Annotated in this window: 21 protein-coding genes and 1 tRNA gene; 9 read left to right on the forward strand and 13 right to left on the reverse strand. The window is 65.5% G+C overall.

Features of this window, described 5'->3' with window-relative positions; genetic code table 11:
• Positions 1-59 precede the first annotated feature (59 nt).
• The 5 genes from AC1DV8_RS17260 to AC1DV8_RS17280 all read right to left on the reverse strand — a co-directional run bounded on the left by AC1DV8_RS17260 (position 60) and on the right by AC1DV8_RS17280 (position 7,603).
• Positions 60-1,679, reverse strand: a complete 1,620-nt coding sequence (locus AC1DV8_RS17260; RefSeq protein WP_477150532.1) for an ABC transporter permease — start codon at positions 1,677-1,679, stop codon at positions 60-62.
• A 43-nt stretch (positions 1,680-1,722) separates the two neighbouring features.
• The gene (locus AC1DV8_RS17265) at positions 1,723-2,769 is read right to left on the reverse strand and encodes an extracellular solute-binding protein (protein WP_477158290.1); all 1,047 of its coding nucleotides are present in this window, start codon (positions 2,767-2,769) and stop codon (positions 1,723-1,725) included.
• 208 nt (positions 2,770-2,977) lie between these two features.
• Positions 2,978-4,009 carry an extracellular solute-binding protein gene (locus AC1DV8_RS17270; protein WP_477158291.1) on the reverse strand — a complete coding sequence of 344 codons (1,032 nt, stop codon included), beginning with the start codon at positions 4,007-4,009 and terminating at the stop codon, positions 2,978-2,980.
• A gap of 85 nt (positions 4,010-4,094) precedes the next feature.
• Positions 4,095-4,787: a molybdate ABC transporter substrate-binding protein gene (gene modA, locus AC1DV8_RS17275; RefSeq protein ID WP_477158292.1), complete on the reverse strand. Its 693-nt coding sequence runs from the start codon at positions 4,785-4,787 to the stop codon at positions 4,095-4,097.
• The gene (locus tag AC1DV8_RS17280; RefSeq protein WP_477158293.1) at positions 4,784-7,603 is read right to left on the reverse strand and encodes a sensor histidine kinase; all 2,820 of its coding nucleotides are present in this window, start codon (positions 7,601-7,603) and stop codon (positions 4,784-4,786) included. The genes modA and AC1DV8_RS17280 overlap by 4 nt, the downstream gene beginning before the upstream one ends.
• 226 nt (positions 7,604-7,829) lie before the next feature.
• On the opposite strand from AC1DV8_RS17280, the gene AC1DV8_RS17285 reads away from it, so the two are divergent.
• The 4 genes from AC1DV8_RS17285 to AC1DV8_RS17300 all read left to right on the forward strand — a co-directional run bounded on the left by AC1DV8_RS17285 (position 7,830) and on the right by AC1DV8_RS17300 (position 9,346).
• A tRNA-His gene (locus AC1DV8_RS17285) sits at positions 7,830-7,906 on the forward strand.
• 98 nt (positions 7,907-8,004) lie between these two features.
• On the forward strand, positions 8,005-8,568 hold the full coding sequence (locus AC1DV8_RS17290) for an AAA family ATPase (protein ID WP_477158352.1): 564 nt from the start codon (positions 8,005-8,007) through the stop codon (positions 8,566-8,568).
• An 81-nt stretch (positions 8,569-8,649) separates the two neighbouring features.
• Positions 8,650-9,039 (forward strand): DUF2147 domain-containing protein, encoded by a 390-nt coding sequence (locus AC1DV8_RS17295; protein WP_477150527.1) that lies wholly within the window; start codon positions 8,650-8,652, stop codon positions 9,037-9,039.
• 7 nt (positions 9,040-9,046) lie between these two features.
• Positions 9,047-9,346, forward strand: a complete 300-nt coding sequence (locus tag AC1DV8_RS17300) for a hypothetical protein (RefSeq protein WP_477158294.1) — start codon at positions 9,047-9,049, stop codon at positions 9,344-9,346.
• Positions 9,347-9,349: 3 nt separating this feature from the next.
• Here AC1DV8_RS17300 and AC1DV8_RS17305 read toward each other — a convergent pair whose 3' ends face one another.
• The 4 genes from AC1DV8_RS17305 to AC1DV8_RS17320 form a co-directional block, all read right to left on the reverse strand.
• On the reverse strand, positions 9,350-11,233 hold the full coding sequence (locus tag AC1DV8_RS17305) for a ubiquitin-activating E1 FCCH domain-containing protein (RefSeq protein ID WP_477158295.1): 1,884 nt from the start codon (positions 11,231-11,233) through the stop codon (positions 9,350-9,352).
• Positions 11,234-11,284: 51 nt separating this feature from the next.
• The gene (locus tag AC1DV8_RS17310) at positions 11,285-11,908 is read right to left on the reverse strand and encodes a L,D-transpeptidase (RefSeq protein ID WP_477158296.1); all 624 of its coding nucleotides are present in this window, start codon (positions 11,906-11,908) and stop codon (positions 11,285-11,287) included.
• Between the two features lie 365 nt (positions 11,909-12,273).
• Entirely contained in the window at positions 12,274-12,753 is a 480-nt protein-coding gene (locus tag AC1DV8_RS17315) for an SRPBCC family protein (protein ID WP_477158297.1), read from the reverse strand.
• A 95-nt stretch (positions 12,754-12,848) separates the two neighbouring features.
• Positions 12,849-13,283 carry a response regulator gene (locus AC1DV8_RS17320; RefSeq protein ID WP_477158298.1) on the reverse strand — a complete coding sequence of 145 codons (435 nt, stop codon included), beginning with the start codon at positions 13,281-13,283 and terminating at the stop codon, positions 12,849-12,851.
• 57 nt (positions 13,284-13,340) lie between these two features.
• Here AC1DV8_RS17320 and AC1DV8_RS17325 point away from each other — a divergent pair, with 57 nt between their 5' ends.
• Positions 13,341-13,943 (forward strand): DNA-3-methyladenine glycosylase I, encoded by a 603-nt coding sequence (locus AC1DV8_RS17325; RefSeq protein WP_477150521.1) that lies wholly within the window; start codon positions 13,341-13,343, stop codon positions 13,941-13,943.
• Between the two features lie 334 nt (positions 13,944-14,277).
• Here the strand turns inward: AC1DV8_RS17325 and AC1DV8_RS17330 are convergent, their stop codons facing one another.
• From AC1DV8_RS17330 to AC1DV8_RS17340, 3 genes are all read right to left on the reverse strand, one after another.
• Complete coding sequence (locus AC1DV8_RS17330; protein WP_477158299.1) at positions 14,278-14,442, reverse strand: hypothetical protein; 165 nt, start codon at positions 14,440-14,442, stop codon at positions 14,278-14,280.
• 90 nt (positions 14,443-14,532) lie between these two features.
• Positions 14,533-14,757 carry a hypothetical protein gene (locus tag AC1DV8_RS17335; protein ID WP_477158300.1) on the reverse strand — a complete coding sequence of 75 codons (225 nt, stop codon included), beginning with the start codon at positions 14,755-14,757 and terminating at the stop codon, positions 14,533-14,535.
• A 92-nt stretch (positions 14,758-14,849) separates the two neighbouring features.
• A complete protein-coding gene (locus tag AC1DV8_RS17340) occupies positions 14,850-15,092 on the reverse strand; it encodes a hypothetical protein (protein ID WP_477158301.1) in 243 nt (80 codons plus the stop codon).
• 424 nt (positions 15,093-15,516) lie between these two features.
• Here AC1DV8_RS17340 and hisS point away from each other — a divergent pair, with 424 nt between their 5' ends.
• The 4 genes from hisS to AC1DV8_RS17360 are packed head-to-tail and all read left to right on the forward strand — an operon-like array spanning position 15,517 to position 19,518.
• Positions 15,517-16,956, forward strand: a complete 1,440-nt coding sequence (hisS, locus tag AC1DV8_RS17345; protein WP_477158302.1) for a histidine--tRNA ligase — start codon at positions 15,517-15,519, stop codon at positions 16,954-16,956.
• Positions 16,953-18,038, forward strand: a complete 1,086-nt coding sequence (locus AC1DV8_RS17350) for an ATP phosphoribosyltransferase regulatory subunit (RefSeq protein WP_477158303.1) — start codon at positions 16,953-16,955, stop codon at positions 18,036-18,038. The genes hisS and AC1DV8_RS17350 overlap by 4 nt, the downstream gene beginning before the upstream one ends.
• On the forward strand, positions 18,035-18,769 hold the full coding sequence (gene hisG / locus AC1DV8_RS17355; protein WP_055884785.1) for an ATP phosphoribosyltransferase: 735 nt from the start codon (positions 18,035-18,037) through the stop codon (positions 18,767-18,769). Before AC1DV8_RS17350 ends, hisG begins: the two co-directional genes overlap by 4 nt.
• Entirely contained in the window at positions 18,766-19,518 is a 753-nt protein-coding gene (locus tag AC1DV8_RS17360) for a TSUP family transporter (protein ID WP_477150516.1), read from the forward strand. Before hisG ends, AC1DV8_RS17360 begins: the two co-directional genes overlap by 4 nt.
• Here AC1DV8_RS17360 and AC1DV8_RS17365 read toward each other — a convergent pair.
• Positions 19,515-20,291 carry a glycosyltransferase family 25 protein gene (locus AC1DV8_RS17365; RefSeq protein WP_477150515.1) on the reverse strand — a complete coding sequence of 259 codons (777 nt, stop codon included), beginning with the start codon at positions 20,289-20,291 and terminating at the stop codon, positions 19,515-19,517. The genes AC1DV8_RS17360 and AC1DV8_RS17365 overlap by 4 nt on opposite strands.
• Between the last annotated feature and the right edge of the window lie 161 nt (positions 20,292-20,452).

Consider the following 20,452-nt stretch of genomic DNA (forward strand, 5'->3'; position numbering starts at 1 on the left):
AGGAAAGACCCAACCGGCTAATGCTTAGTCAATGAGAGGTTAATTTCCAATGTATCGCGTCAGCGCCGATCGCTGAAGCGGGTGGAAAGAATGACGGGCACCAGACCCACCAAGACGATCGTCAGCGCCGGAAGCGCCGCTTCGGTGAATAGGCTGACATTGGCGCGGGCGTAGACCACAGTCGCCAGTGTTTCGACGCCGAGCGGACGCAGCAACAGCGTCGCCGGCAGTTCCTTGACGATCTCGACGAAGACCAGCGTCGCCGCCGTCAGCAGAGCGGGCGACAGGGTCGGCAGATCGACGCGCAACAACAGTCGCCAGCCGGTGACGCCGAGCACGCGACCGGCATCGAGCATGGTGTCGCCGCGCTTCTTCATCGCTGCATCGATGGTGGAGTGCGACACCGCGAGGAAACGGATGGCGTAGACATAGAGCAGCGCGGCGATGGAGCCGGAGAGGATCAGGCCGGGGCGCCAATCGGCCAGCGCCATGGTCAGGCGGTTGAACCACAGGTCGGCCTGGCCGAGCGGCTGCAGCAGGCCCAGCGCCAGGACGGTGCCCGGGATGGCGTAGCCGAGGGTGGCGATGCGGATGATGCCGTGGGCGGCGCGCGACTTGCCGATACGGGCGGCGGTGAGGCCGATGATGACGGTGATCAGCGCGCCCAGCGCGGCGAGGGTGATGGTGGTGACGCCGGCGTTGACGGTGAGGCCGAAGGCGTCGGGGCCGAGATTGCGCAGTGCGAGCACCAGCAGCTCGCCCACCGGCACGCCGAAGCCGAGCAGCAGCAGGATGGTGCAGAAGCCGATGGCGAGGGCGCGCTCCGTGCCGACCAGCTGTTCGCGCGGCGGGGCAACGCGGCTGTCGCGATGCAGCGCATAGACGCGGTCGCGGCGGGCCCACTGCTCGAGGAGGATCAGGAGGCCGATGATCAGGACGATCATCACCGCCAGTTGTGCGGCGCCGCCGAAGTTCGAGCGGTTGATCCAGGTGGAGTAGATCACCGCGGTGAGGCTGTTGACGCCGAAATACTGCACGGCGCCGAGGTCGTTCACCACCTCCATCATGGCGAGGGTGATGCCGACGACGAGGGCCGGGCGGCTCAGCGGCAGGGTGACGGAGAAGAAGGCGCGAAAGCCCCCTGCTCCCAGGGTGCGCGCGGCGGCGGAGATGGACCCCGACTGCATGACGAAGAAGGCGCGGCAGGAGGCATAGACATAAGGGTAGAGCACCATCGAGAGGACGAAAGCGGCGCCCGTGGGGCTCTTGATCTGCGGGAACCAGTAATCCTTGATGGTTTCGCCGCCGATGACGGCACGCAAAGCCTGCTGGATCGGGCCGGTGAAATCGAGGAACTCGACGTAGGAATAAGCCGCCAGATAGGTCGGGATGGCCAGCGGCAGCACCAGCGCCCACTCGAAGATGCGGCGGCCGGGGAAATCGAAATGCGTCACCAGCCAAGCCGAGACGAGGCCGAGGACGCCGGTAATGGCGCCGACCCAGGCCATCAGCGTCGCGGTTTCGCGCAAGGCCGTCGGCAGCATGGCGGCGGCGAGGCCGCCCGCGCCGGTGGTGTCGAGCGCGGCGATGGCCAGCCAGAGGATCGGCAGGCCCATCAGGGCCAGCAGCACAATGGCCGAAACCGGCGGGAGCTTGCCCTCGCCGGTTCCGGATCTCATCGGTGCTGCAGTCGTTCGGCTGATGCTCAGCCTCCGCCTCTGGTTAGTTCTGCGCACCTTCGTTGAATTTCAGCTCATCGACCAGCGCCGCCGCTTCGTCGCGGAAATCGGCAGTGGCGGTGAGAGAGACCTTCGAGGGCTTGAGTGTGCCCCAGCTCTGGGTCAGTTCAGCCGGCTTGACGCTCGTGACCGCCGGATACTCGTAGTTGGCATCGGCGTAAAGCTGCTGCGCCTCGTCGGAGAGCAGGAATTCGATCAGCTTGTTGGCGTTGTCGGCGTTCGGCGCGTATTTGGCGATAAAGGCGCCGGCGGCGTTCACCTGGGTGCCGTCGGTCTCGGCGTCGGGATAGACGATGCGGGCGGAGGCGGCCCAGTCCTTCTGCTCGGGCTCGGCGTCGTTGGTGAGCATCAGGCCCATGTAGTAGGTGTTGGCGATGGCGAGATCGCACGAACCCTCAAGGATGGCCTTGACCTGAGCGCGGTCGTTGCCGGCCGGCGGAGCCGACATGTTGTCACGCACGGCGGTCAGCCAAATTCGGGTCTTGTCCTCGCCCCAGGCGGCGATGCGGTTGGCGACGAGGCCGATATTGTAGGCGTGGTCGCCCGGACGGGTGCACAGGCGCCCCTTCCACTCGGGCTTGGCGATGTCCTCGTAGGTCAGCGCGGTGGCATCGACGCGGTCCTTGCTGACGTAGAAGACACGGGCGCGCAGCGACAGCGCGGCCCAGTGGCCGTCGGCGTCGCGGAACTCCGGCGACAGGCGCTCGGTCAGCGCGGGCGTGGTGATGGGCTGCGTCAGGCCTTGCGCCTTTGCGCCGACCAGGTTGCCGATATCGACAGTAAGCACGACGTCGACGGGCGACAGTTCGCCTTCGGCGGCAACGCGCTCGAGCAGGCCGTCACCGGCGTAGAGCACGGTGGCCTTGACGCCGGTGGCGGTGGAGAATTTGTCGAGCAGCGGCTGGATCAGACCGGGCTCGCGGTAGCTGTAGATATTGACTTCGCCGCTCTGGGCAAAGCTCGGCGCGGCGGTGCCGGCAATCATCGCGGCGCCAAGCAGCGCAGCCGACAGTCGCATCGTCATGGTCATCAGAATCTCCTGTGATCGGCGCCCGTGAGGCGCCGGTGACAGGGGCAAACACAAATTCTGACACGTAAAGTCAACAATCCGACGCGGCGGATTGTTGCCGGTTTGTGACCGTCTTTTAGAACGGTTCCAGGGCGGCGCTGGAGTCGCCAGCAGAGCCGCCGGTTTCGGGGTTGCCGGCGGCGTGGGTCGCTGCGGCAACGTGTCCGCGCTAGTTCTGCGGGCCTTCGTCGAAGCGGAGTTCGTCGACGAGGGCGCTGGCTTCCTTGCGGTGGGCGGCGATCTCGGTGAGCGGGGTCTTGTCGGCCTTGAGTTCGCCCCAGCTCGCGACGAGATCGGACGGGGCGACGCCGGCGACCACGGGGAATTCGTAGTTGCCGCTGGCATAGAGGTGCTGGGCTTCGTCCGACAGCAGGAATTCGACCAGCTTCTGGGCGTTGGCCTGGTTGGGCGCGTACTTGGCGATCACTGCGCCCGAGACGTTCACCTGCGTGCCGTCGCCATCGGGATCGGGGTAGATGATGCGGGCGGCGGCGGCCCAGGTCTTCTGCTCGGGCTCGGCGTCGTTGTTGAGCATCAGGCCCATGTAATAGGTGTTGCCGATAGCGAGGTCGCAGCTGCCATCGAGGATCTTCTTCACCTGATCGCGGTCGGCGCCGGAGACCGGGCCATTGAGGTTGTCGCGCACCTTGGTGAGCCAGTCGCGGGTCTTGTCGACGCCCCAGTGCGAGATGCGGGTGGCGATCAGCCCGATATTGTAGACGTGCTGGCCAGAGCGGGTGCAGAGGCGCCCTTTCCACTCGGGCTTGGCGATATCCTCGTAGGTCAGCGCCGTCTCGGGGACACGATCCTTGCTGGCATAGAAGACGCGGGCGCGGAGCGACAAGGCGATCCACTGGCCATCCGGATCCTGGTAGGCGGCGGGGACACGGGCCTGCGCCTCGGCCGGGATCGCCTGGGTGATGCCGAAATCCTTGGCGTTGGCGAGGTTGCCGATGTCGACGGTGAGCACCACGTCGGCGGGCGACAGCTCGCCCTCGGCCTGGACGCGCTCGAGCAGCCCGTCGCCGGCGAACAGCACGTTGGTCTTGATGCCGGTTTCGGCGGTGAACTTGTCGAGTAGCGGCTGGATCAGGCCCGGCTCGCGGTAGCTGTAGACATTGACCTCGCCGCTCTGCGCGAGAGCGGGCCCGGCCGCCAGCGTGAGAATGAGTGCGGTGCCGAAACGCGAAATCAAAGTCATCGTCAAATCCCGATCGCGGGAGCTCCCGCTCGGGCGCGTTTTGCTTTTTCTGACCGGGGAAGTCAACAAACCGGATCGTGAACGGCTAACGACGCTCGAGACCGGCAGCCGCGAGGACATCGTCCGATGCCGGCGACAACAGGAATTTCGACAGCAGCTGCGCAGCGCTTGCATCCCCTGCCTTGGCGCTGATGCCAATGGCGAAGTCGATGTAGCTTTGGAATTGCGAGGGAAACCGACCGACAAGCACGACCTCGGGAGCGGCAGCGAGGATCGACGTCACGGGAACAACCGCAAACTCGGCCTCGCCCCGCGCTACGGCAGTCGCGGTGTGCCCGCCCTCTGTGGCCACCAGCTTGGGCTTCACCTCGTCCGCTAACCCCAGGCGCTCCAGCAAGGCGGAGAAGTATGCCCCGCTGGTTCCTTCGCTGGCGTAGGCGATTGATCGGGCGTTCTTCAACGCCTGTGCGAATGCGTCCACCGACCCAATATCGAGCGGCTGGCTGCCCGCTTTGGCTGCGAGGCCCATGGCTATTCGACCAAATGCGGCCTGGCTTCCCGCTTCGACCTTCCCGAGGTCGGCCAGATCCTGAACCAGGTTCGGATTGATGATGACGAGATCGAAGGGTTCCCCGGCTTCGATCTGCTTCTTGACCACCGGATTGAGCTCCCACTTCGCCGCGACCGTCAGTCCGGTGGCAGCTTCGAACTCGGGTATCAGCGCCAGGATGGCGGGGCGGATCGCGATAGCGCCAAGAAGCTGGATCTCCCGCTTCACGCCCCGGCCTCGCGAACCAGATCCGCCGGGATCAGCAGCGAGAACATGGTGCCGACGCCGACCGCCGGATCGACGGAGAGCGACAGGGCGTTGACCGCCAGCAGCGAGCGGGTGAGCGCCAGGCCGACGCTGGAACGCACCGGCTGGAGGGTTTCGCCATCCTTGCCGATGCCGTCGCGGAACACCACGAAGCGCTCTCCGAGGTCGCGGCGGGCCTCGCCGCCATCGCGAACGTTGACGATCACCGCGCCATCGTCCTCGCGCTGCGCCGACAGGATGACCGAGCCGCCAATGGGGGTCTGGTCGATGGCGCTGGCCAAGAGGTTGAGGATGGCCTGGGTGAGCGAGGCGGTGTCGGCGGAAATGCGCGGCAGGCTTTCGGAGACGGCGCTCCGCACCAGGACACGCGCCTCGCCGGCCTGGCCGCGGACGCGCATCAGGCAGCTTTCGAGCAGCGCTGCGAGATCGATATCGGTGGCGGTCGCCGGATAGCGGCCTTCGCGCAGCCGGGCATAGTCATCGAGTTCGTCGAAGAGGGTGGCGATCTCCTGCCCGGCGGTCTTGATGTCCTGCGCGTATTCCAGATAGCGCTGGTTCTCGATCGAGCCGAACGCGGCCGAGCGGATCAGGTCGGCAAAGCCGATGACGGTGTTGAGCGGCCGGCGCACGCCACGGCTGATGCGGGTGAGCATCGAGGGTTCGACCTCGTCGGGCACCGGCGGGGTGACGGGGGTCGGCGCGGCCCAGGTCACGGTCTTCCTGAGGAAGGCGTAGTAGCCGGCGACGATCCCCGCCTGGCCTTCGGCGAAGAGCGTGATGCGGGTGTTGGGCACCGAGCCGGTCAGCACGATCGCCGGGCGCGACGTCTCGGCGAAACGGGCCGGACGCTCGAGGAAACGCTTCAGCTCGCCGAGTTCGGATGGTTCGACGAAGCTGGCGAGCGGCTTGCCGACGATATCTTCCTCGATATGGCCGATGACGATGCGGCCGTTGAGCGACACCGAGGTGACCATGCCGGACCGGTCGGCGGCGAGGAAGCCGTCATCGGTGGTTTCGGCGGCGAGTTCGGCGAAGGTGCGGACGGCGGCTTCGTGGCCGATACGGTTCTCGGCGACGCCGGCCGACAGCATCAGCGCCGGGCGGCCATGCCAGGTGATCGACTGCAACCGCGCATTGACGGTGGCCAGTGAGCCGTCGCGGCGTACCAGCTGCGTCACCGGGCCCGACACGGCGCTGTCCTCTGATGGGAAGATGGCGGTGAGGCCGGCGGCCCGCAGGCTCTCGATCGACTCGTAACCCGTGAGATCGGTGAGCGCACGGTTGGCGAACAGCACCTGCTGATCGCGGAACACCAGGATGCCGAGCGGCAGCCGGTTGAGGATGAAGGTCTCGCCGGTGAGATTGATCAGCGCGCCATCGTTGGCGGCCGTCGGCGGCGCCGTCTCCTCGGGCTGCGCCGGCGACTGGGCACTGACGCGATCGGTGAGGATGCGGCTCAGCTCGTCGAAATTGTAGCGCGAGACGCGCTCGACGGTCTCGGCGTCCGGGATCGGCGCGTGCTCGACCGGCTCTTCCTCGGCCGGGAGATCTGGCGTCAACGCGGCGAAGCCACGGCCGATGACGCGCCAGACGGTGGCCTCGACCGGCTCCGGCTCGTCTTCATCGTCGTCGGCGAAATCGATCAGCGCGCCGATGACATCGGCCTCGAGGGCTTCGACAGGCTTGGGTGCCTCGGCGACGGGCTCCGGCTCGACCGCTTCGGCGACAGCCTCAATAGGCTCTGCGACGGGCTCCGCGGGCGCGGCAACCGGTTCGGGCTCGACAGGCTCAGGTTCCACGATCGGCTCGGGAACCAGTGGCGCTTCGACCGGCTCCGGCGGCGGACCCTCGAAGTGATCGTCGGCAGGGTTGAGGGCGGTATAGAGGCCGCTGTCGTCCGCCAGGCGGTCGAACAGCGAGGCGAGCGTGCCCGGTGCTTCGGGGGCCGCGGGAATCGGCTCGACCCAATTGTCTTCCTCGGCGACCACCGGCTCGTCGTCGGCATGTTCGGCCGGCGGCAGGCCCAGGGGCAGCAGCGGCTCGGATTCGGGCTCGATGGCGGGTGGCGCGGCAGGCGCGTCCTCGCGATCGATAACGCCCTCCTCCGCCCGGACGTCGGCGATGGCTCGGGCAGGCGCCGCATCGGCAGAGTGCTCGAACAGCAGCAGCATGGCGTCATGCGGGCTGGCCTTGAAGCGCGTCAGCTGCAGCGCTTCGCCGGCCAGTTCGACATCGGCGCTCTCGGCCTCGTGCGGCAGGCCCTCGCTCTCGATGATCGGGCCGAAATGCTCCAGCGCGTGGCGGCTGCCGCCGGTGATCTGGCTGTCTTCGCTGATCAGCAGGAATTCCGCGCCAGGAGGCAAGAGGCCCGTGGTCAGCGCGTCGACCTGCATCGAGTCGTTCGCCTCGAGCAGTTCGGGTTCGATCGGATCGACGCCGACGATGAGGAGGCCCGTGTCGCCGCTCTCCAGTTCGAGCGGGGTGCAGGTGCAGGTGGTGGAGATCGGGCGCTCACCGGCGAGGAACTGGATGCGGCTGAGGCTCGCGCGGCCCATCGAGCCAAGGCGGATGAGCCGGGCGATCTGGCCCTTGATCGGCACGGCTTCGGGCGCGAGTTTCAGCCCGTGCTTCTTGATCTTGCCGTGGAAGTAGCGTGCTGCCTCGTTGCGCCAGAGCAGGGTTTCGCCGTCCTGCGACCACAGCCAGGCGGGGCGCGCATCAGCCCAGTGCAGCAGCACCAGCCGGGCCGTCGGCGATTTGATCCACTCAGCGCGCACGCATTACTCTTTTCCTGCCTCGTGCCAATTCGACACAAAGCGAACTCGGAATTTAATCTTCTCTAAATATCCCGGGGCTTTGACGGGGTCTATATCGCCCGGACATAAGGGGCTGGCATTCGGTCCCGATGGTTAAGCCGGGCTCCGTCAACAGGCAGTGAAAACAGGGCCAAATCGGCGCTTGCCAGCGGCAAGAAGTGAAACTATGGTCCGCCGCGCTTGCCGGGCCGCCTTAGCTCAGTTGGTTAGAGCGCTAGATTGTGGATCTAGAGGTCCCCCGTTCGATCCGGGGAGGCGGTACCACTCCCGCACTGGCTCCGGCACCAAGCAAAATTCCCCCACCGAACTGACCGAACGCTGACCCATCCGGGTCTGGCGTGGCTCTGACATGGAGCGTGGCGATGGCCCGCGAATTCATCCTGACCGGTGCCCCTGGCGCCGGAAAAACCGTTATTCTACGGGCACTTGAGGTCGATGGGATCGATGTGGTCGAGGAGGCCGCAACCGATGTGATCGCGTTGGAACACGGTCGCGGCGAGGGCGAGGCCTGGAAGGGGCCGGCGTTCATCGAGCAGATCGCGCGGCTGCAGCTGCAACGGGCGGCGAGGCCAGCGGTTGGGGCGGTGCGGGTATCGGACCGGTCGCTGATCTGCACGCTGGCGCTGGCGGAATACCTGGGTCATCCGGTGCCGGAAATGCTCGTCGAATCAATAGGCTCGATGGTCGCTGCGGGGCAGTTCGAGCGGCGGGTGCTGTTCGTCGAGCTGCTCGGGTTCATCACCAGGACGGAGGCGCGGCGGATCAGTTTGGAGGATTCGCGGCGGTTCGAGCGGTTCCATGTCGCGGCGTACGAGCGGTTCGGGTTCGAGCTGGTGCGGGTGCCGCCGGGGCCGATCGAGGAGCGAATGGCCCTCGTGCGGTCACAGATCGGCCTCGGGATTGCCCCGGCGATGAACCGGTTCTGAACGGCGCGTTGGAGGCAGGTTCAAGCGCCGGGCGGCAAACAGGGTGCAACACTCCATTCACCATGTCGCCCAGGGCTCCGCATGTCCAACACGCTTAAGTTCTTCGCTACCGCCATCGTGGCTGCCGCGCTGTCGATCGCGCCGGCCTTTGCTGCGCAGTCGCCGGCGGGCACCTGGCAGACGGTTACCGGCGAGTCGCGCTTCGAGGTGACGTTGTGCGGCGACGGCACCGAGGTGTGCGCGAGGCTCGTGTGGCTGCGCGACGATGCGCGCACCGCCGAGAACCTCAGCTATCTCAACTCGTATGTATTGAAGGGCGCCAAGCGGGCGCTCGAGAACAAGTGGCGCGGCAGCGCTGAGTATATGGGCGAAGTGGTGAAGGGCACGCTGACGCTGGTCGACGGCAACACCATTACCATCAACGGCTGCAAGGGCGCGCTCTGCCAGAAGTTCGAACTGACGCGGATTTGACCGCAAAATGACCCGGAACCGCCGCAACCTGCCCTACTATCTGGACGTTACTGAAGTGCCACGCGTCGACGGAGTATTCGAGATGGAACGCCGCCACCTTAGACTGACCTCACCGGCTGCCAGCCGCAGGGCCAAGCTCTGGTTGGCCGCCTCGAACGACGTGCGCCTGCGCCCCACCAACCCGATCGCCCCGATCACCGCGCCGGAACTGCCGATGGTCGTCAGCTTCGAAGGCCTGACCGAGGCCGAGCAGCGCGCCGCGCTCGCCGCCTTCCCAGGCGGCAAGCGGTTCGTGCTGCAGGGCTGAACGCTACTGCGACAGGCGAAGGTCGGAGATGTTCTCGCCGATCTTCCGGAAGGCTTCATTCAGTTCATCGCCCCCGTCCGCGCTGTAGGCCTTGGAGGGATCGCTAGCGCAAGCGGTGAGCATGTCCACCTCATCACCCGTCTCGGGGAGGTTGAAGCCGACGGTGTAAACCACGACGTTCTCCTCCTTCATGTTGTGGCAGAGGTCCTCCGCCTGCCCCATGGGCCCCGCCATGATGCCGGTGGTCCCGTTCGGTGCACTGCAACCGGAGTAGCTGGGGTTCACACCCTTGCAATACTCAGTATTGTAGATGCCGTCGGTCATGATGATGACGATCTTGAGCGTGTTGGGCTCATCGTAAGAGGCAGGCCTCGACTCGAAATCTCCACCCACCGTTGCCGCCGGATCATCGAAGAGTTCGGCGAAATTTGGGGAAACCAGGTACCAGGCCCAGGCGCTGCCGATCTGTCCCGCAGTCGCGCCACTCGGCAGGAGCGCATTGGCCACAGTGTAGGCCGTCAGCTTGCTCTTGTCGGAGGTCAGCGGCTGCATTTTGGCGGCGCTGCCACAGGTACCCGTATCGGTGTAGTGGATCGCGAGCGCCGTCGTGCTCGGCGCCGTATCAATGAAGCTGTTCGTGCTGCGCTCGGTGACACAACTGGCCGTGGGCACATAGGTTCGGCTTGAGCCCAGCCGGTAGTACGAGCAGCCATACTTCATGCAGAAGGACGCGCCGCCCGACGCATAGGCGCTGAACGTGGTGCCGCCCCAAACCCCGAGTGGCGAGCTGTTGATGATGAACATGTCGTTCGTCAGCTTCGTCACCTGGAAAATTCGCGAATTTGTCGACTTGTTGAAATTCAACTGCGTCATTCCACCGACACCAGTGAATACGACATAGTCATTCGTCGCGTGCCCGTGGGCTGCCGACGTTACCGCGATGTCGCACGTGGCGTTGTGGCACCGTTGTACGGTGCCGCCGCTGGTGTAGTTCGAGTATGAGCCACCACTGGTGTTTACGTTTCCTCCAGACACATTCTGCAAGGAAAACTTCTTTGTCTGCCCGGTGACCGGGACGACTTTGTATATTTTGCCGTTGACCTGCGTCATGCCGACGACGCCGGAAATGTAGACGTAGTCACCGCTTGAGAAGCCATGGTCGACGGAGGTCGTGACGACGCCCGGATTGGCCCTGGTGATGCCAGTGATCGACTTCGACGCGCCATTTTTCCAGTCCGCTGCCGTGACGGCGGTTGAGCCGATGATGCTGCCCCGCGCCTCAACCGCATAGGCGGTGCCGACGCTGACTGCGGTGGAAAAGGGAACCAGCGCCATCTTGGAGTATGTCGGCGTCTGCACGTCCTTGACCACGAGCGGGATCAGCGTCGCCAGCGCGGTCTGCAACTGAGTAATACCGGTCGTGCCCATCGAACCGGTGGTGTCGAGCGCCACCGCGACTTCGAGATTGATCGAGCCACGCGTCGCCTCGGACTTGATGCTGGTGGTCATGCTGGAAATGCCGACCAACTGGACGAAGGCCATGGGGACGGTAAGCGTACCCCTGAGCTCCAGGGTGCCGGTAGCGGTGGTGGCGTCGGCGACATCGACAGTAGCGGTCAGGCTGCTATCGTTCAGACGTTCGACGACCAGGTCCTGCGCCTGTACACGAAGCTCCTCTTCGGTGTCGTCATGGATCTTCGGGGCAAGTCCGAGAGCCGCGGAATCGAACGCGATCTGCGCCTTGGCGCGGGCCGCTTCCAGCGAGGTGTAATCCACCACGGCGCCTGCCATGGCGACGAGAACAATAGCCATGAGGCCGAAGATAACGGCGAAAACGCCGCGCTCATCGGCGCGGAACCGGTTCAGAAGCTTGAAAATGCCGCGCATGGCGCCGGAAAACCCCCAGAATTCCGGCGTCAGTGTCGCTGAAAATCCTAACTAAAGAACAATCACCTTCGCGCCAATTTTGACTCGGGCGTATAGGTCCTCGACATCATCATTGATCATGCGGATGCAGCCCGAGGACACGTCCTGGCCGATGGTCCAGGGCTCGTTGGTGCCGTGGATGCGGTAGAGCGTCGAGCCGATATAGATGGCGCGGGCGCCGAGCGGGTTGTTGATGCCGCCGGGCATGTAGTCGGGCAGCTCGGGGCGACGCTTCTTCATCTCGGCGGGCGGGGTCCAGCCTGGCCATTCGCGCTTGTTGGAAACGCGGTGCGTGCCGCTCCACTCGAAGCCAGACTTGGCCGTGCCGATCCCGTAGCGCAGCGCCTTGCCGTTGCCGAGCACCAGATAGAGGTGCTTCTCGCCGGTATTGACGATGATAGTGCCGGCTTTCTGGTTGGATTTGTAGGCAACGACCTGGCGGCGGAACTGCGGCGCGAGGCGGACCTTGTTGCTCTTCAGCTGCAGCCCGTGGCGCGGCTTGCCATCGCTCAGCGACATGCCGGGCGGCGGATCGAACATGAAGAAGCCCTGCGCGGCGTGGGCCGCATCGGCGAACAGCGAGAAGGAAACGAGGCAGGCAGCGGCGGCGAGCACCGCCCGGGACGAACGCAGCATGGCACATACTCTTCGTTACGAATGCAACGCCCGAGGCAGATCGAGCGCGGCGAAGTATTGACGAGAATGCCGAATGGCCAGTGAAGCGGGATGGTTAAGGGAGGGTTGGCGGGACGGAGGCGTACTTAGATGCTGCGGTGACTATGAGACCGTGGGCAACCACCCGTTCGCCTTCTCCCCTTGCGGGAGAAGGTGCCCGAAGGGCGGATGAGGGGTATCTCTCCGCGTACTCGCAGCCCGTCGCTGCGCTCCGGTCTCACGACACGTCGTGTCGCGGGAACCCCTCATCCGGCGCTACGCGCCACCTTCTCCCGCAAGGGGAGAAGGCGAACCGGTGGCTGTTGCTACCTGTTCGGCCTTAGTGCCTACGCCACCTTCTCGGCCAACAGCTCATCGAGCTGGTCGTAGCTCAACGCCATGCCGTCGGTCATGCCGGTCGCGAGGACCTGGTCGCGCATGGTTCGCGACTCGAAGCTCATGGTGATGCTGAGGGTGGTGCGGTTGCCGGTTTGCTGGAACGTGGTGGTGACCAGCGCCTCACCCGGCTGGCCGATCATGCTCTCGGTGTGGACGAGGCGCCCGGGCACGACGATCTCGCGGTAGCGACCGGTGAAGCCGAATTCGGAGGCATCGGTATCGTTGCGCCAGATGTAGCGGTAGGTGCCGCCGACCTTGAGGTCGATCTCGCAGACCGGCATGCTCCAGCCGGGCGAGCCGATCATCCATTTCTGCACCAGTTGGGGCTGCGTGTGGCAGGCGAACACCAGATCGGCCGGAGCATCGAAGCTGCGCGTGACGGTGACGGCGCGGTCGGTCGGGTGGGTGACGTTCACGGGCGTCGACATGATGGGGGGCTCCACTTTTCATAACCTGAATGTTCTATAACGTGTCGGTTATGGATGGTCAAGGGTAACCTTGACTTCATGGCGCGCGCCCTGCCCTACAGCAGTATCCGCCCCGCATCCGGCTCTTCCGGGATTTGCCAGCCGTCGGGCAACAAGCGCCCAAGCGCGGCGGCGGCGTGGGCCAGGCTGAAGGGTTTGGTGAGGACTTCGCTGGCGCCCAGTTCCCGGGCGCGGGCGATGGTCTCGCGGTTGGGATAGGCGGTGATCATCACCACAGGCACCTGCCCGTTGGCGGAAAAGCGCGGATCGCGGATGACCTCGAGCAGCGCCGCGCCATTCATTTCCGGCATGTACCAATCCATGAACACGATATCGTAGCGCGTTGCCTGGATAGCGCCCACGGCCGGGGCGGCGCCGGCGAGTTCATCGATAGCGACGAGGCCGAGCTTGCGCAGGGTTGCGGCAACGGCGGCGCGCGCATACGCATTGTCGTCGATGACGAGCGCCTTGAGGTCTTGCGGCAGGATCATTGGCGTGGCCCCCCAGCCGATTCGCCGATGGCCACATCTATTTACCGGGAGTTAACCATGTCAACGCCGACCGAGGTGAGCCGCTGCGGCTGGGCCGGGAGCGACCCGCTCTACCAGCACTATCACGACCGCGAATGGGGGCGGCCGGTGACGGACGATACGCGGCTGTTCGAGAAGCTCTGCCTCGAGGGATTCCAGTCGGGGCTGGCCTGGATCACCATCCTCAGGAAGCGCGAGAACTTCCGCGCGGCATTCCATGGCTTCGACATCGAGAAGGTGGCGGCGATGGGGGAGGCCGACATCGAAAGGCTGCTCGGGGATGCCGGCATCATCCGGCATCGGGGCAAGATTGCCTCGACCATCAACAATGCCAAGCGGACGCTGGAGATCCAGCGCGAGTTCGGCTCGCTCGCGGCCTATGTCTGGCGGTTCGAGCCGGAGCCGGTGAAGGGGCCGATCGTTGCCGGGAGCATTCCGGCGGAGACCGAGGCGTCGAAGGCGATGAGCAAAGATCTGCGGAAGCGCGGGTTCTCGTTCGTGGGGCCGACGACGAGCTATGCGTTCATGCAGGCGATGGGGCTGGTGAACGATCACGTGGATGGGTGCTTCTGCCGGGCCGAGGCGGCGGCAGAGCGGACGGCACTGAAGCGGCCGAAGTAGGGGGCTGCGTCGCTCCAGTCACCAGGGCTGGTTCGGGCCGACCCCCACCCCCTGCCCTCCCCCTAAGAATGGGGAGGGAGACCCTCACACTGGTGCCGGTGCTCTCGTCTCCCTCCCCCTGTTGAGGGGGAGGGTTAGGGGTGGGGGTCGGCCCGAACCGGCGTTCGCTACCTCATCAGCAGCAGGGCCGTGAGTTCGAGCTTGCTCAGGTTGAACTTGGGCCTCAGCTCGCCATCATGGTTGGCAGATTCCCGGGGCTTTTGCGCGTTGCGGCGGAGGCCGGGTTTGCGTGGGAAGAACATTGGTATCGTCCGGCGTGGTAGCGCCGGCTCCCTCAATAGCGGTTTTGCTGTTGGCGGCTCAGGAACAGGGCCATGAGTTCGAGGCCGGTGATGTTGCCGAGCAGTGGCATGTCGTCGTTTCGCCGCTCGCGGGGCGGAAGCGGTTGGTCGACTGCGGCGTTCCGGCGTTGGCCGCCGGGGAATTTGAGTAAAAACATTTGCGTATCCGGACGCGCTCCGCGCCGGCTCCCTGAAATGATCAATCTGTCTGTTGGGGTCGGCTCGCGCCGGCCCCCAGTCGTTGCCCGTTACAGCCGGACGTCGGGCGGCAGCCCGATGTCCTTGCGCAGATAGGGCGGCAGGTCTGCGATGCGGCCGACGCTGCGGGGCTTCAGCAGGCGCCGGAGCATCGCATCGGCACGACGCCGGGCGATGAACAGACGCAGGCGCCCGACGAGGCCGAGTTGCCCGAGGTCAAGCCCGGGCGTGGAGAGGATGCGCGCAGTGGCGCGGTCCCTGACAATGAGAACCATTTGGCTCGTCCGGGCCGAAGCCCGGTCCTCTGGTGAAAGCAGAGGGACGGCCGGAGCGGTTGGCTGCGAACCCCAAGTCCGCAGCCGATCGCTTATCGGTAGTCCCAGTGGCTTTTCGGCTCCATCACCTCGGGCATCAGCCCGAGATCGCGACGGAGATGGCTTGGCACAGGTGGCGAGCCGCGAGACTTGTAGCGTCTCGCCGCGCGGGCCAACTGGGCGTTGGCAAGCATCGTGACGGCAGCTGAAACCAGCGCGCCGGCGACGCCGACATGGGTGTGCGCCGGAGCGCGGTGCGTACGTGCCGGAGCACGAGTCTGGAGTTCGAGAGTCATGATCTCATCCGGGCGCAATGCGGCCCGGTCCTCTGGTTGAGAGACAATGGTGGTGGCGACGGAATCCGGACGCGCGAAGACGCCGAATGGCGATGCCGGTTGCTGACGTTCAGTCGAGGCTAGAAAGAGCTGGTGGGAAGGACCCCGGGGAGGGGTCGGCGCGAATTAGGCGCGATAGCAACCAGCTGGGAGAACGCCAGGACCGGAGACGAACATCGAATGAATCATGCGTCGCCTCCTCTTTGGTTGGCGTTGAACGACGCGGTTGGTACGCCGACTCGAAACCAATGCCAACCCCCGATGCGACAGCCTGCCGCACCACGGATGTTACTGTTGCCGGAAAGACACAGGTCCGTTCCTTGAGTCGACGGGGGCTTTCCGTTAGGAACCAGCCTCAGATTCCGGGCTCCGAACAGCAAACACCATGACCGACAAGAAGAAGCTCATCGCGCCGCGGCTGCCGCGCGGCTTCGAGGACCGTTTGCCGGTCGATATTTCCGCCGTCAACGCCATGACTGCGAAGATTCGCGCGGTGTACGAGCGCTATGGGTTCGATCCGGTGGAGACGCCGCTGCTCGAATATACCGACACGCTCGGCAAATTCCTGCCTGACACCGACCGGCCGAATGCGGGCGTGTTCAGCCTGCAGGACGACGACGAACAGTGGATGAGCCTCCGCTACGATCTGACGGCGCCGCTGGCCCGGCACTTTGCCGAGAATTTCGACAAGCTCGCCAAGCCCTATCGCAGCTATCGGGCGGGATATGTGTTCCGCAACGAGAAGCCGGGGCCGGGGCGATTCCGCCAGTTCATGCAGTTCGATGCGGATACTGTCGGCGCGGCAGGGCCCGAGGCCGATGCCGAGATGTGCATGATGCTCGCCGATGTCATGGACGCGCTGGGCCTGACGGGGAAGTACGTCGTCAAGGTCAACAATCGCAAGGTGCTGGACGGCGTGCTCGAGAGCGCCGACGTGCACGAGTACGAGCAGAAGCTCGCGGTGCTGCGCGCCATCGACAAGCTCGACAAGTTCGGCACCGACGGGGTCAGGCTATTGCTCGGCGAAGGCCGCAAGGACGAGAGCGGCGATTTCACCAAAGGCGCCGGACTGTCGGCCGCCCAGCAGCAGGTTGTGCTCGATTTCATTGCGGGCAAGGCGCCCGAAGAGAATGAAGGCGTCGGCGAACTGCGGGTGATGGAGGCACTGTTCCGAGCCGCTGGCTATGGTCAGGATCGGATCGAGATCGATCCCTCCATCGTGCGCGGTCTCGAATACTATACGGGCCCGGTCTTCGAAGTTGTGCTCACCTTCCCGGTGACCAACGAGAAGGGCCAGGAAGTGATCTTCGGCGCCGTGGGCAGCGGTGGTCGCTATGACGGCCTCGTCTCGCGCTTCCGCAGCGAGCCCGTCCCTGCGACGGGCTGCTCGATCGGCGTTTCCCGCCTCGCTCATGCGCTGAAGCTCACCGGCAATCTCAGTGCCGCCGAGCCGGTCGGGCCTGTCGTGGTGCTGGTGATGGATCGCGAGCAGACGGCGCGCTACCAGGAGATCACCTCGCGGCTGCGCCGGGCGGGGATCCGGGCTGAGATGTTCATGGGCAACACCAAGAATTTCGGCAAGCAGGTCGCCTATGCCGACAAGCGCAACGCGCCCGCGGTGATCATCGAGGGCACGCAGGAGCGTGAGCAGGGTATCGTGCAGATCAAGGACCTGATTGCCGGCAAGGAAGCGGCGAAAGCCATTTCCGACAATGCCGAGTGGAAGGCCGAGCGGCCGGGCCAGTTCGAATGCAAGGACGAGGACATCGTCGCCAAGATTTCGGCGCTGCCCGCTGTCGCCGCTTACCTGGAAGCCAATAAGTGAAGACAGCGTCGGAGAGATACGCAGCGCTGGTGCGGCTGGTCGAGTCGCGCACCGTGACGCGCGCCACCCCGGCGCTGCTGCTGCCGGCGGGGCCATATTTCGACCTCGCGGGCGAGGAGTTCGGCCGGAACCTCTTGCTCACCACCACCAATAACGGCGTCGAGTACTGCCTCAGGCCGGATTTCACCCTGCCGATCGCGCAGCAATATCTCGAGGACGGGCTGCTGGGCGCGCCCTCGGCCTATACCTATCTCGGGCCGATCTTCCGCCAGTACAACTCGACCCCGGTGGAGTTCGAGCAGGCGGGGCTGGAACTCTTGGGCCAGGCCGACGCCGACAACGCGCTCGACCAGGTGCTGACCTTCGCGCGGTGGGCGCTGGCGATCTACGACATCACCGCGCCGAATGTGCGGCTGGGCGGCGTCGGGCTGTTCGAGGCGTTCCTCGAAGCGGCGCAGATCCCCACCGCGTGGCGGAGCCGCATCCGCCACCGCTTCGGCCACCCCGAGGCGCTGGAGCGGCTGATGGACCGGCTGGCCAACCCCGAGCAGCGGGTCGAGGCACCTGCTCCGGACAGCCGCGACACGGTGATCGAGATCGTGACCGATGCGATGCTGTCGGGCGGACTGAGCCTCATCGGCAGCCGCACACCGGAAGAAATCGCCGACCGCTATCTCGAAAAGCAGGCGCTGGAATCGGCGCCGATCCCGCCCGAGACCGTGGCGCTACTGCAGAACTACCTGTCGGTGGCCGAGAGCACCGAGACCGCGTTCGAGCGGATTTCGGAGATGTGCAAGGAAGCCGGGTTCGATTTCGACGAGCCGCTGTACCAGGTACGTAACCACGCTGCGGCTCTCGCAGCGCTGTCGCCGAACGCCGACGTGATCTTCGACGCGAGCTTCTCGCCGCGACTCGACTACTACACCGGCATCGTGTTCGAGATGACCGGGACAGACGGCGAGGTGCTGGCGTCGGGCGGCGAATACGATCGCATGCTGGAGCGGCTGGGCGCGGGCGAGCCGGTGAAGGCATCGGGCTGTGCGCTGTGGGTCGACCGGCTGGAGAGGGAGGCCGAACAATGAGCACTTTGCCCGGCGGCCTGACGCTCGCCATTCCCAGCAAGGGCCGACTCGAAGAGCTGACCCGCAAGGCGTTCTCGACGGCGCGGATGAACATCGCCCGCCCCGGCGGCGCGCGCTCCTATGTCGGCTCGATCAAGAACCAGCCGCAGGTGACGGTGCGATTCTACCCGGCGGCCGAGATTGCGCGAGAGCTGATCCTCGGCGGCGTCGATATCGGCGTGACCGGTTCGGACCTGATCCACGAGGCCAGCGAGAACGGCGAAGAGAACGTGCTGTTCGTGCGTGGGCTGGGGTTCGGCGAGGCCAATGTGGTGGTGGCGATCCCCGACAGCTGGATCGACGTGCAGCAGATGACCGACCTCGCGGACGTCGCGTCGGACTTCCGCTCGCGCCATGGCCGCTGGCTGCGGGTGGCGACGAAGTACGTGAACCTGACGCGGCGGCATTTTGCCAAATACGGCATTGCCGAATACCGCATCGTCGAAAGCGCCGGCGCGACTGAGTCTGCTCCTGCCGCAGGTTCCGCCGACCTGATCGTCGACATCACCTCGACCGGCTCGACGCTCGCCGCGAACCAGCTGCGGGTGCTGGAAGACGGGCTGATCATGAAGTCCGAGGCGAACCTGATCGTCTCGCGCACCGCCGACTGGACGCCGCTCCGCAAGGCGCAGCTCGAGGCACTGCTGTCGATCATGGGTGGCGTGCCGCCAGGGATCTCCACCCTGCTGTGACCTTCGACCTGACGATCCTCGTCGCGCTCGGCTTCGTCGGGCTGCTTGCCGGTTTTGTCGACGCCATTGCTGGTGGCGGCGGGCTGATCGCGCTGCCAGTGCTGCTGTCTGTGGGTATCCCGCCGGTCACGGCGTTCGGCACCAACAAGCTGCAATCGGTGGTAGGGACGGCAATCGCCGCCTTCACCTACTGGCGCAAGGGGTTCGTGTCGCTGCAACTGCTGGCGCTGGCGATCCCGCTGACGTTCATCGGCTCGTTCCTCGGGGCGCTGGCAGTCAAATCGGTCGACACGACCGTGCTGCAATACGCCGTGCCTGTGGCGCTGATTGCCGTCGCGCTCTATTTCGCCTTTGCTCCAAAGCTCACCGACGAGGATAGCCACGCCCGGCTCAGCGTCGCGGTCTTCGTGCCGCTGATGGGGTTCGCGATCGGCTTCTATGACGGCATCCTCGGGCCCGGCACCGGATCGTTCCTGACGCTCGGCTTCGTGACGCTGTTCGGGCTCGGCGTGACACGGGCGGCGGGGCATACCAAGGTGCTGAACCTCACCTCGAACATCGGGGCGCTGGCGCTGTTCATCCCGTCGGGGAACGTGGTGTGGCCGGTGGCGGCAGTGATGATCATCGGGCAGATCGCCGGCGGCTATCTCGGGGCGCTCACCGGCATCCGCTTCGGCGCGAAACTGATCCGGCCGCTGGTGGTGGTGATCTCGGTCGCGCTGGCGGTGAAGCTGCTGGCGTTCCGCTAACGGCGGAAGCGCAGCACGCGCCGCTCGATCCGGCCCTGCAGTAGCGGCGGGATGAGGCTCAGCGCGTGGGCGAGCTGGCGCGGGACGGCGCGCAGTTCGTTGATCGCCCCCTGCAGACCGCTGCGGCTCGACTGGCGCTTGCCGCGGATATCGGAGGGGACGGCGACCTGCTCCTGCTCGCAGATGGCGGGCTCCAGGATGTACGGCGCGAGGCGGTCGAACAGCTTCGAGCGGCCGGGATTGAACATCATCTGGTCGATCGGATCATCCACGGAGGCGGTGGCGGCGAGCAGCATGCGGGCGCCGGCGACCGAGACGACATAGCCGGCGGTCCCGGCGCACTTGCCGTAGAAGCGGCCGACGCGCCGGCCGTGAGCCGGCAGGGGGTCGCGATCCATGAACATCGGGCGGAGCCGGCCGTAGCGCTCGAGCTTCACCACATCGGCGCCCGGCGGGATCCAGCTGCCGTCAGCGAAGAACTGCCCGCAATCGTCGGAGAGGATCGCGTCGTCCTCGAGCACGACGGCATGGGGCGCCCCGCTCTCGAGGAAGAGCCGCCAGAACTTGCGGTGACTGAGCGTGCAGGCGAGATCGCCCTTTGAGATGCGGCCATGGGGACCGCCGCGGACTTCGATCTCGTCGAAATCCTCGGAGGCCGACTGCGCGTCCACCGCGTCGATATAGTCGAACTCCAGCCCCAGCCGATCGGCCTGTTCCTGCATGAACGCCCTGCGGTCGGGGCGGCGCGCCAGATTGATCACATAGACATGCATTCGACACCGCAGGGTGGTCAGGATTGACGCTGAGCTTCTTGGCCAATGCCGGTCGTGATGGCAAGCGCCGTAGCCGGCGCTTCAGGCTTCGTTGAGGACGCACGGAGAGTTGCGTCGCCGGTGGCGGCTGAAAACGTTAGTATCTCGAATAACTTACATTC

Source organism: Devosia sp. P3_B2, from assembly GCF_056402875.1.

What these genes read in the sequence shown, in the direction of transcription:
- AC1DV8_RS17260 (WP_477150532.1), bottom strand. Translation starts at nt 1,679, where the DNA reads ATGAGATCCGGAACCGGCGAGGGCAAGCTCCCGCCGGTTTCGGCCATT.
- AC1DV8_RS17265 (WP_477158290.1), bottom strand. Translation starts at nt 2,769, where the DNA reads ATGACCATGACGATGCGACTGTCGGCTGCGCTGCTTGGCGCCGCGATG.
- AC1DV8_RS17270 (WP_477158291.1), bottom strand. Translation starts at nt 4,009, where the DNA reads ATGACTTTGATTTCGCGTTTCGGCACCGCACTCATTCTCACGCTGGCG.
- AC1DV8_RS17290 (WP_477158352.1), top strand. Translation starts at nt 8,005, where the DNA reads ATGGCCCGCGAATTCATCCTGACCGGTGCCCCTGGCGCCGGAAAAACC.
- AC1DV8_RS17295 (WP_477150527.1), top strand. Translation starts at nt 8,650, where the DNA reads ATGTCCAACACGCTTAAGTTCTTCGCTACCGCCATCGTGGCTGCCGCG.
- AC1DV8_RS17300 (WP_477158294.1), top strand. Translation starts at nt 9,047, where the DNA reads ATGACCCGGAACCGCCGCAACCTGCCCTACTATCTGGACGTTACTGAA.
- AC1DV8_RS17305 (WP_477158295.1), bottom strand. Translation starts at nt 11,233, where the DNA reads ATGCGCGGCATTTTCAAGCTTCTGAACCGGTTCCGCGCCGATGAGCGC.
- AC1DV8_RS17310 (WP_477158296.1), bottom strand. Translation starts at nt 11,908, where the DNA reads ATGCTGCGTTCGTCCCGGGCGGTGCTCGCCGCCGCTGCCTGCCTCGTT.
- AC1DV8_RS17315 (WP_477158297.1), bottom strand. Translation starts at nt 12,753, where the DNA reads ATGTCGACGCCCGTGAACGTCACCCACCCGACCGACCGCGCCGTCACC.
- AC1DV8_RS17320 (WP_477158298.1), bottom strand. Translation starts at nt 13,283, where the DNA reads ATGATCCTGCCGCAAGACCTCAAGGCGCTCGTCATCGACGACAATGCG.
- AC1DV8_RS17325 (WP_477150521.1), top strand. Translation starts at nt 13,341, where the DNA reads ATGTCAACGCCGACCGAGGTGAGCCGCTGCGGCTGGGCCGGGAGCGAC.
- AC1DV8_RS17330 (WP_477158299.1), bottom strand. Translation starts at nt 14,442, where the DNA reads ATGTTTTTACTCAAATTCCCCGGCGGCCAACGCCGGAACGCCGCAGTC.
- AC1DV8_RS17335 (WP_477158300.1), bottom strand. Translation starts at nt 14,757, where the DNA reads ATGGTTCTCATTGTCAGGGACCGCGCCACTGCGCGCATCCTCTCCACG.
- AC1DV8_RS17340 (WP_477158301.1), bottom strand. Translation starts at nt 15,092, where the DNA reads ATGACTCTCGAACTCCAGACTCGTGCTCCGGCACGTACGCACCGCGCT.
- hisS (WP_477158302.1), top strand. Translation starts at nt 15,517, where the DNA reads ATGACCGACAAGAAGAAGCTCATCGCGCCGCGGCTGCCGCGCGGCTTC.
- hisG (WP_055884785.1), top strand. Translation starts at nt 18,035, where the DNA reads ATGAGCACTTTGCCCGGCGGCCTGACGCTCGCCATTCCCAGCAAGGGC.
- AC1DV8_RS17365 (WP_477150515.1), bottom strand. Translation starts at nt 20,291, where the DNA reads ATGCATGTCTATGTGATCAATCTGGCGCGCCGCCCCGACCGCAGGGCG.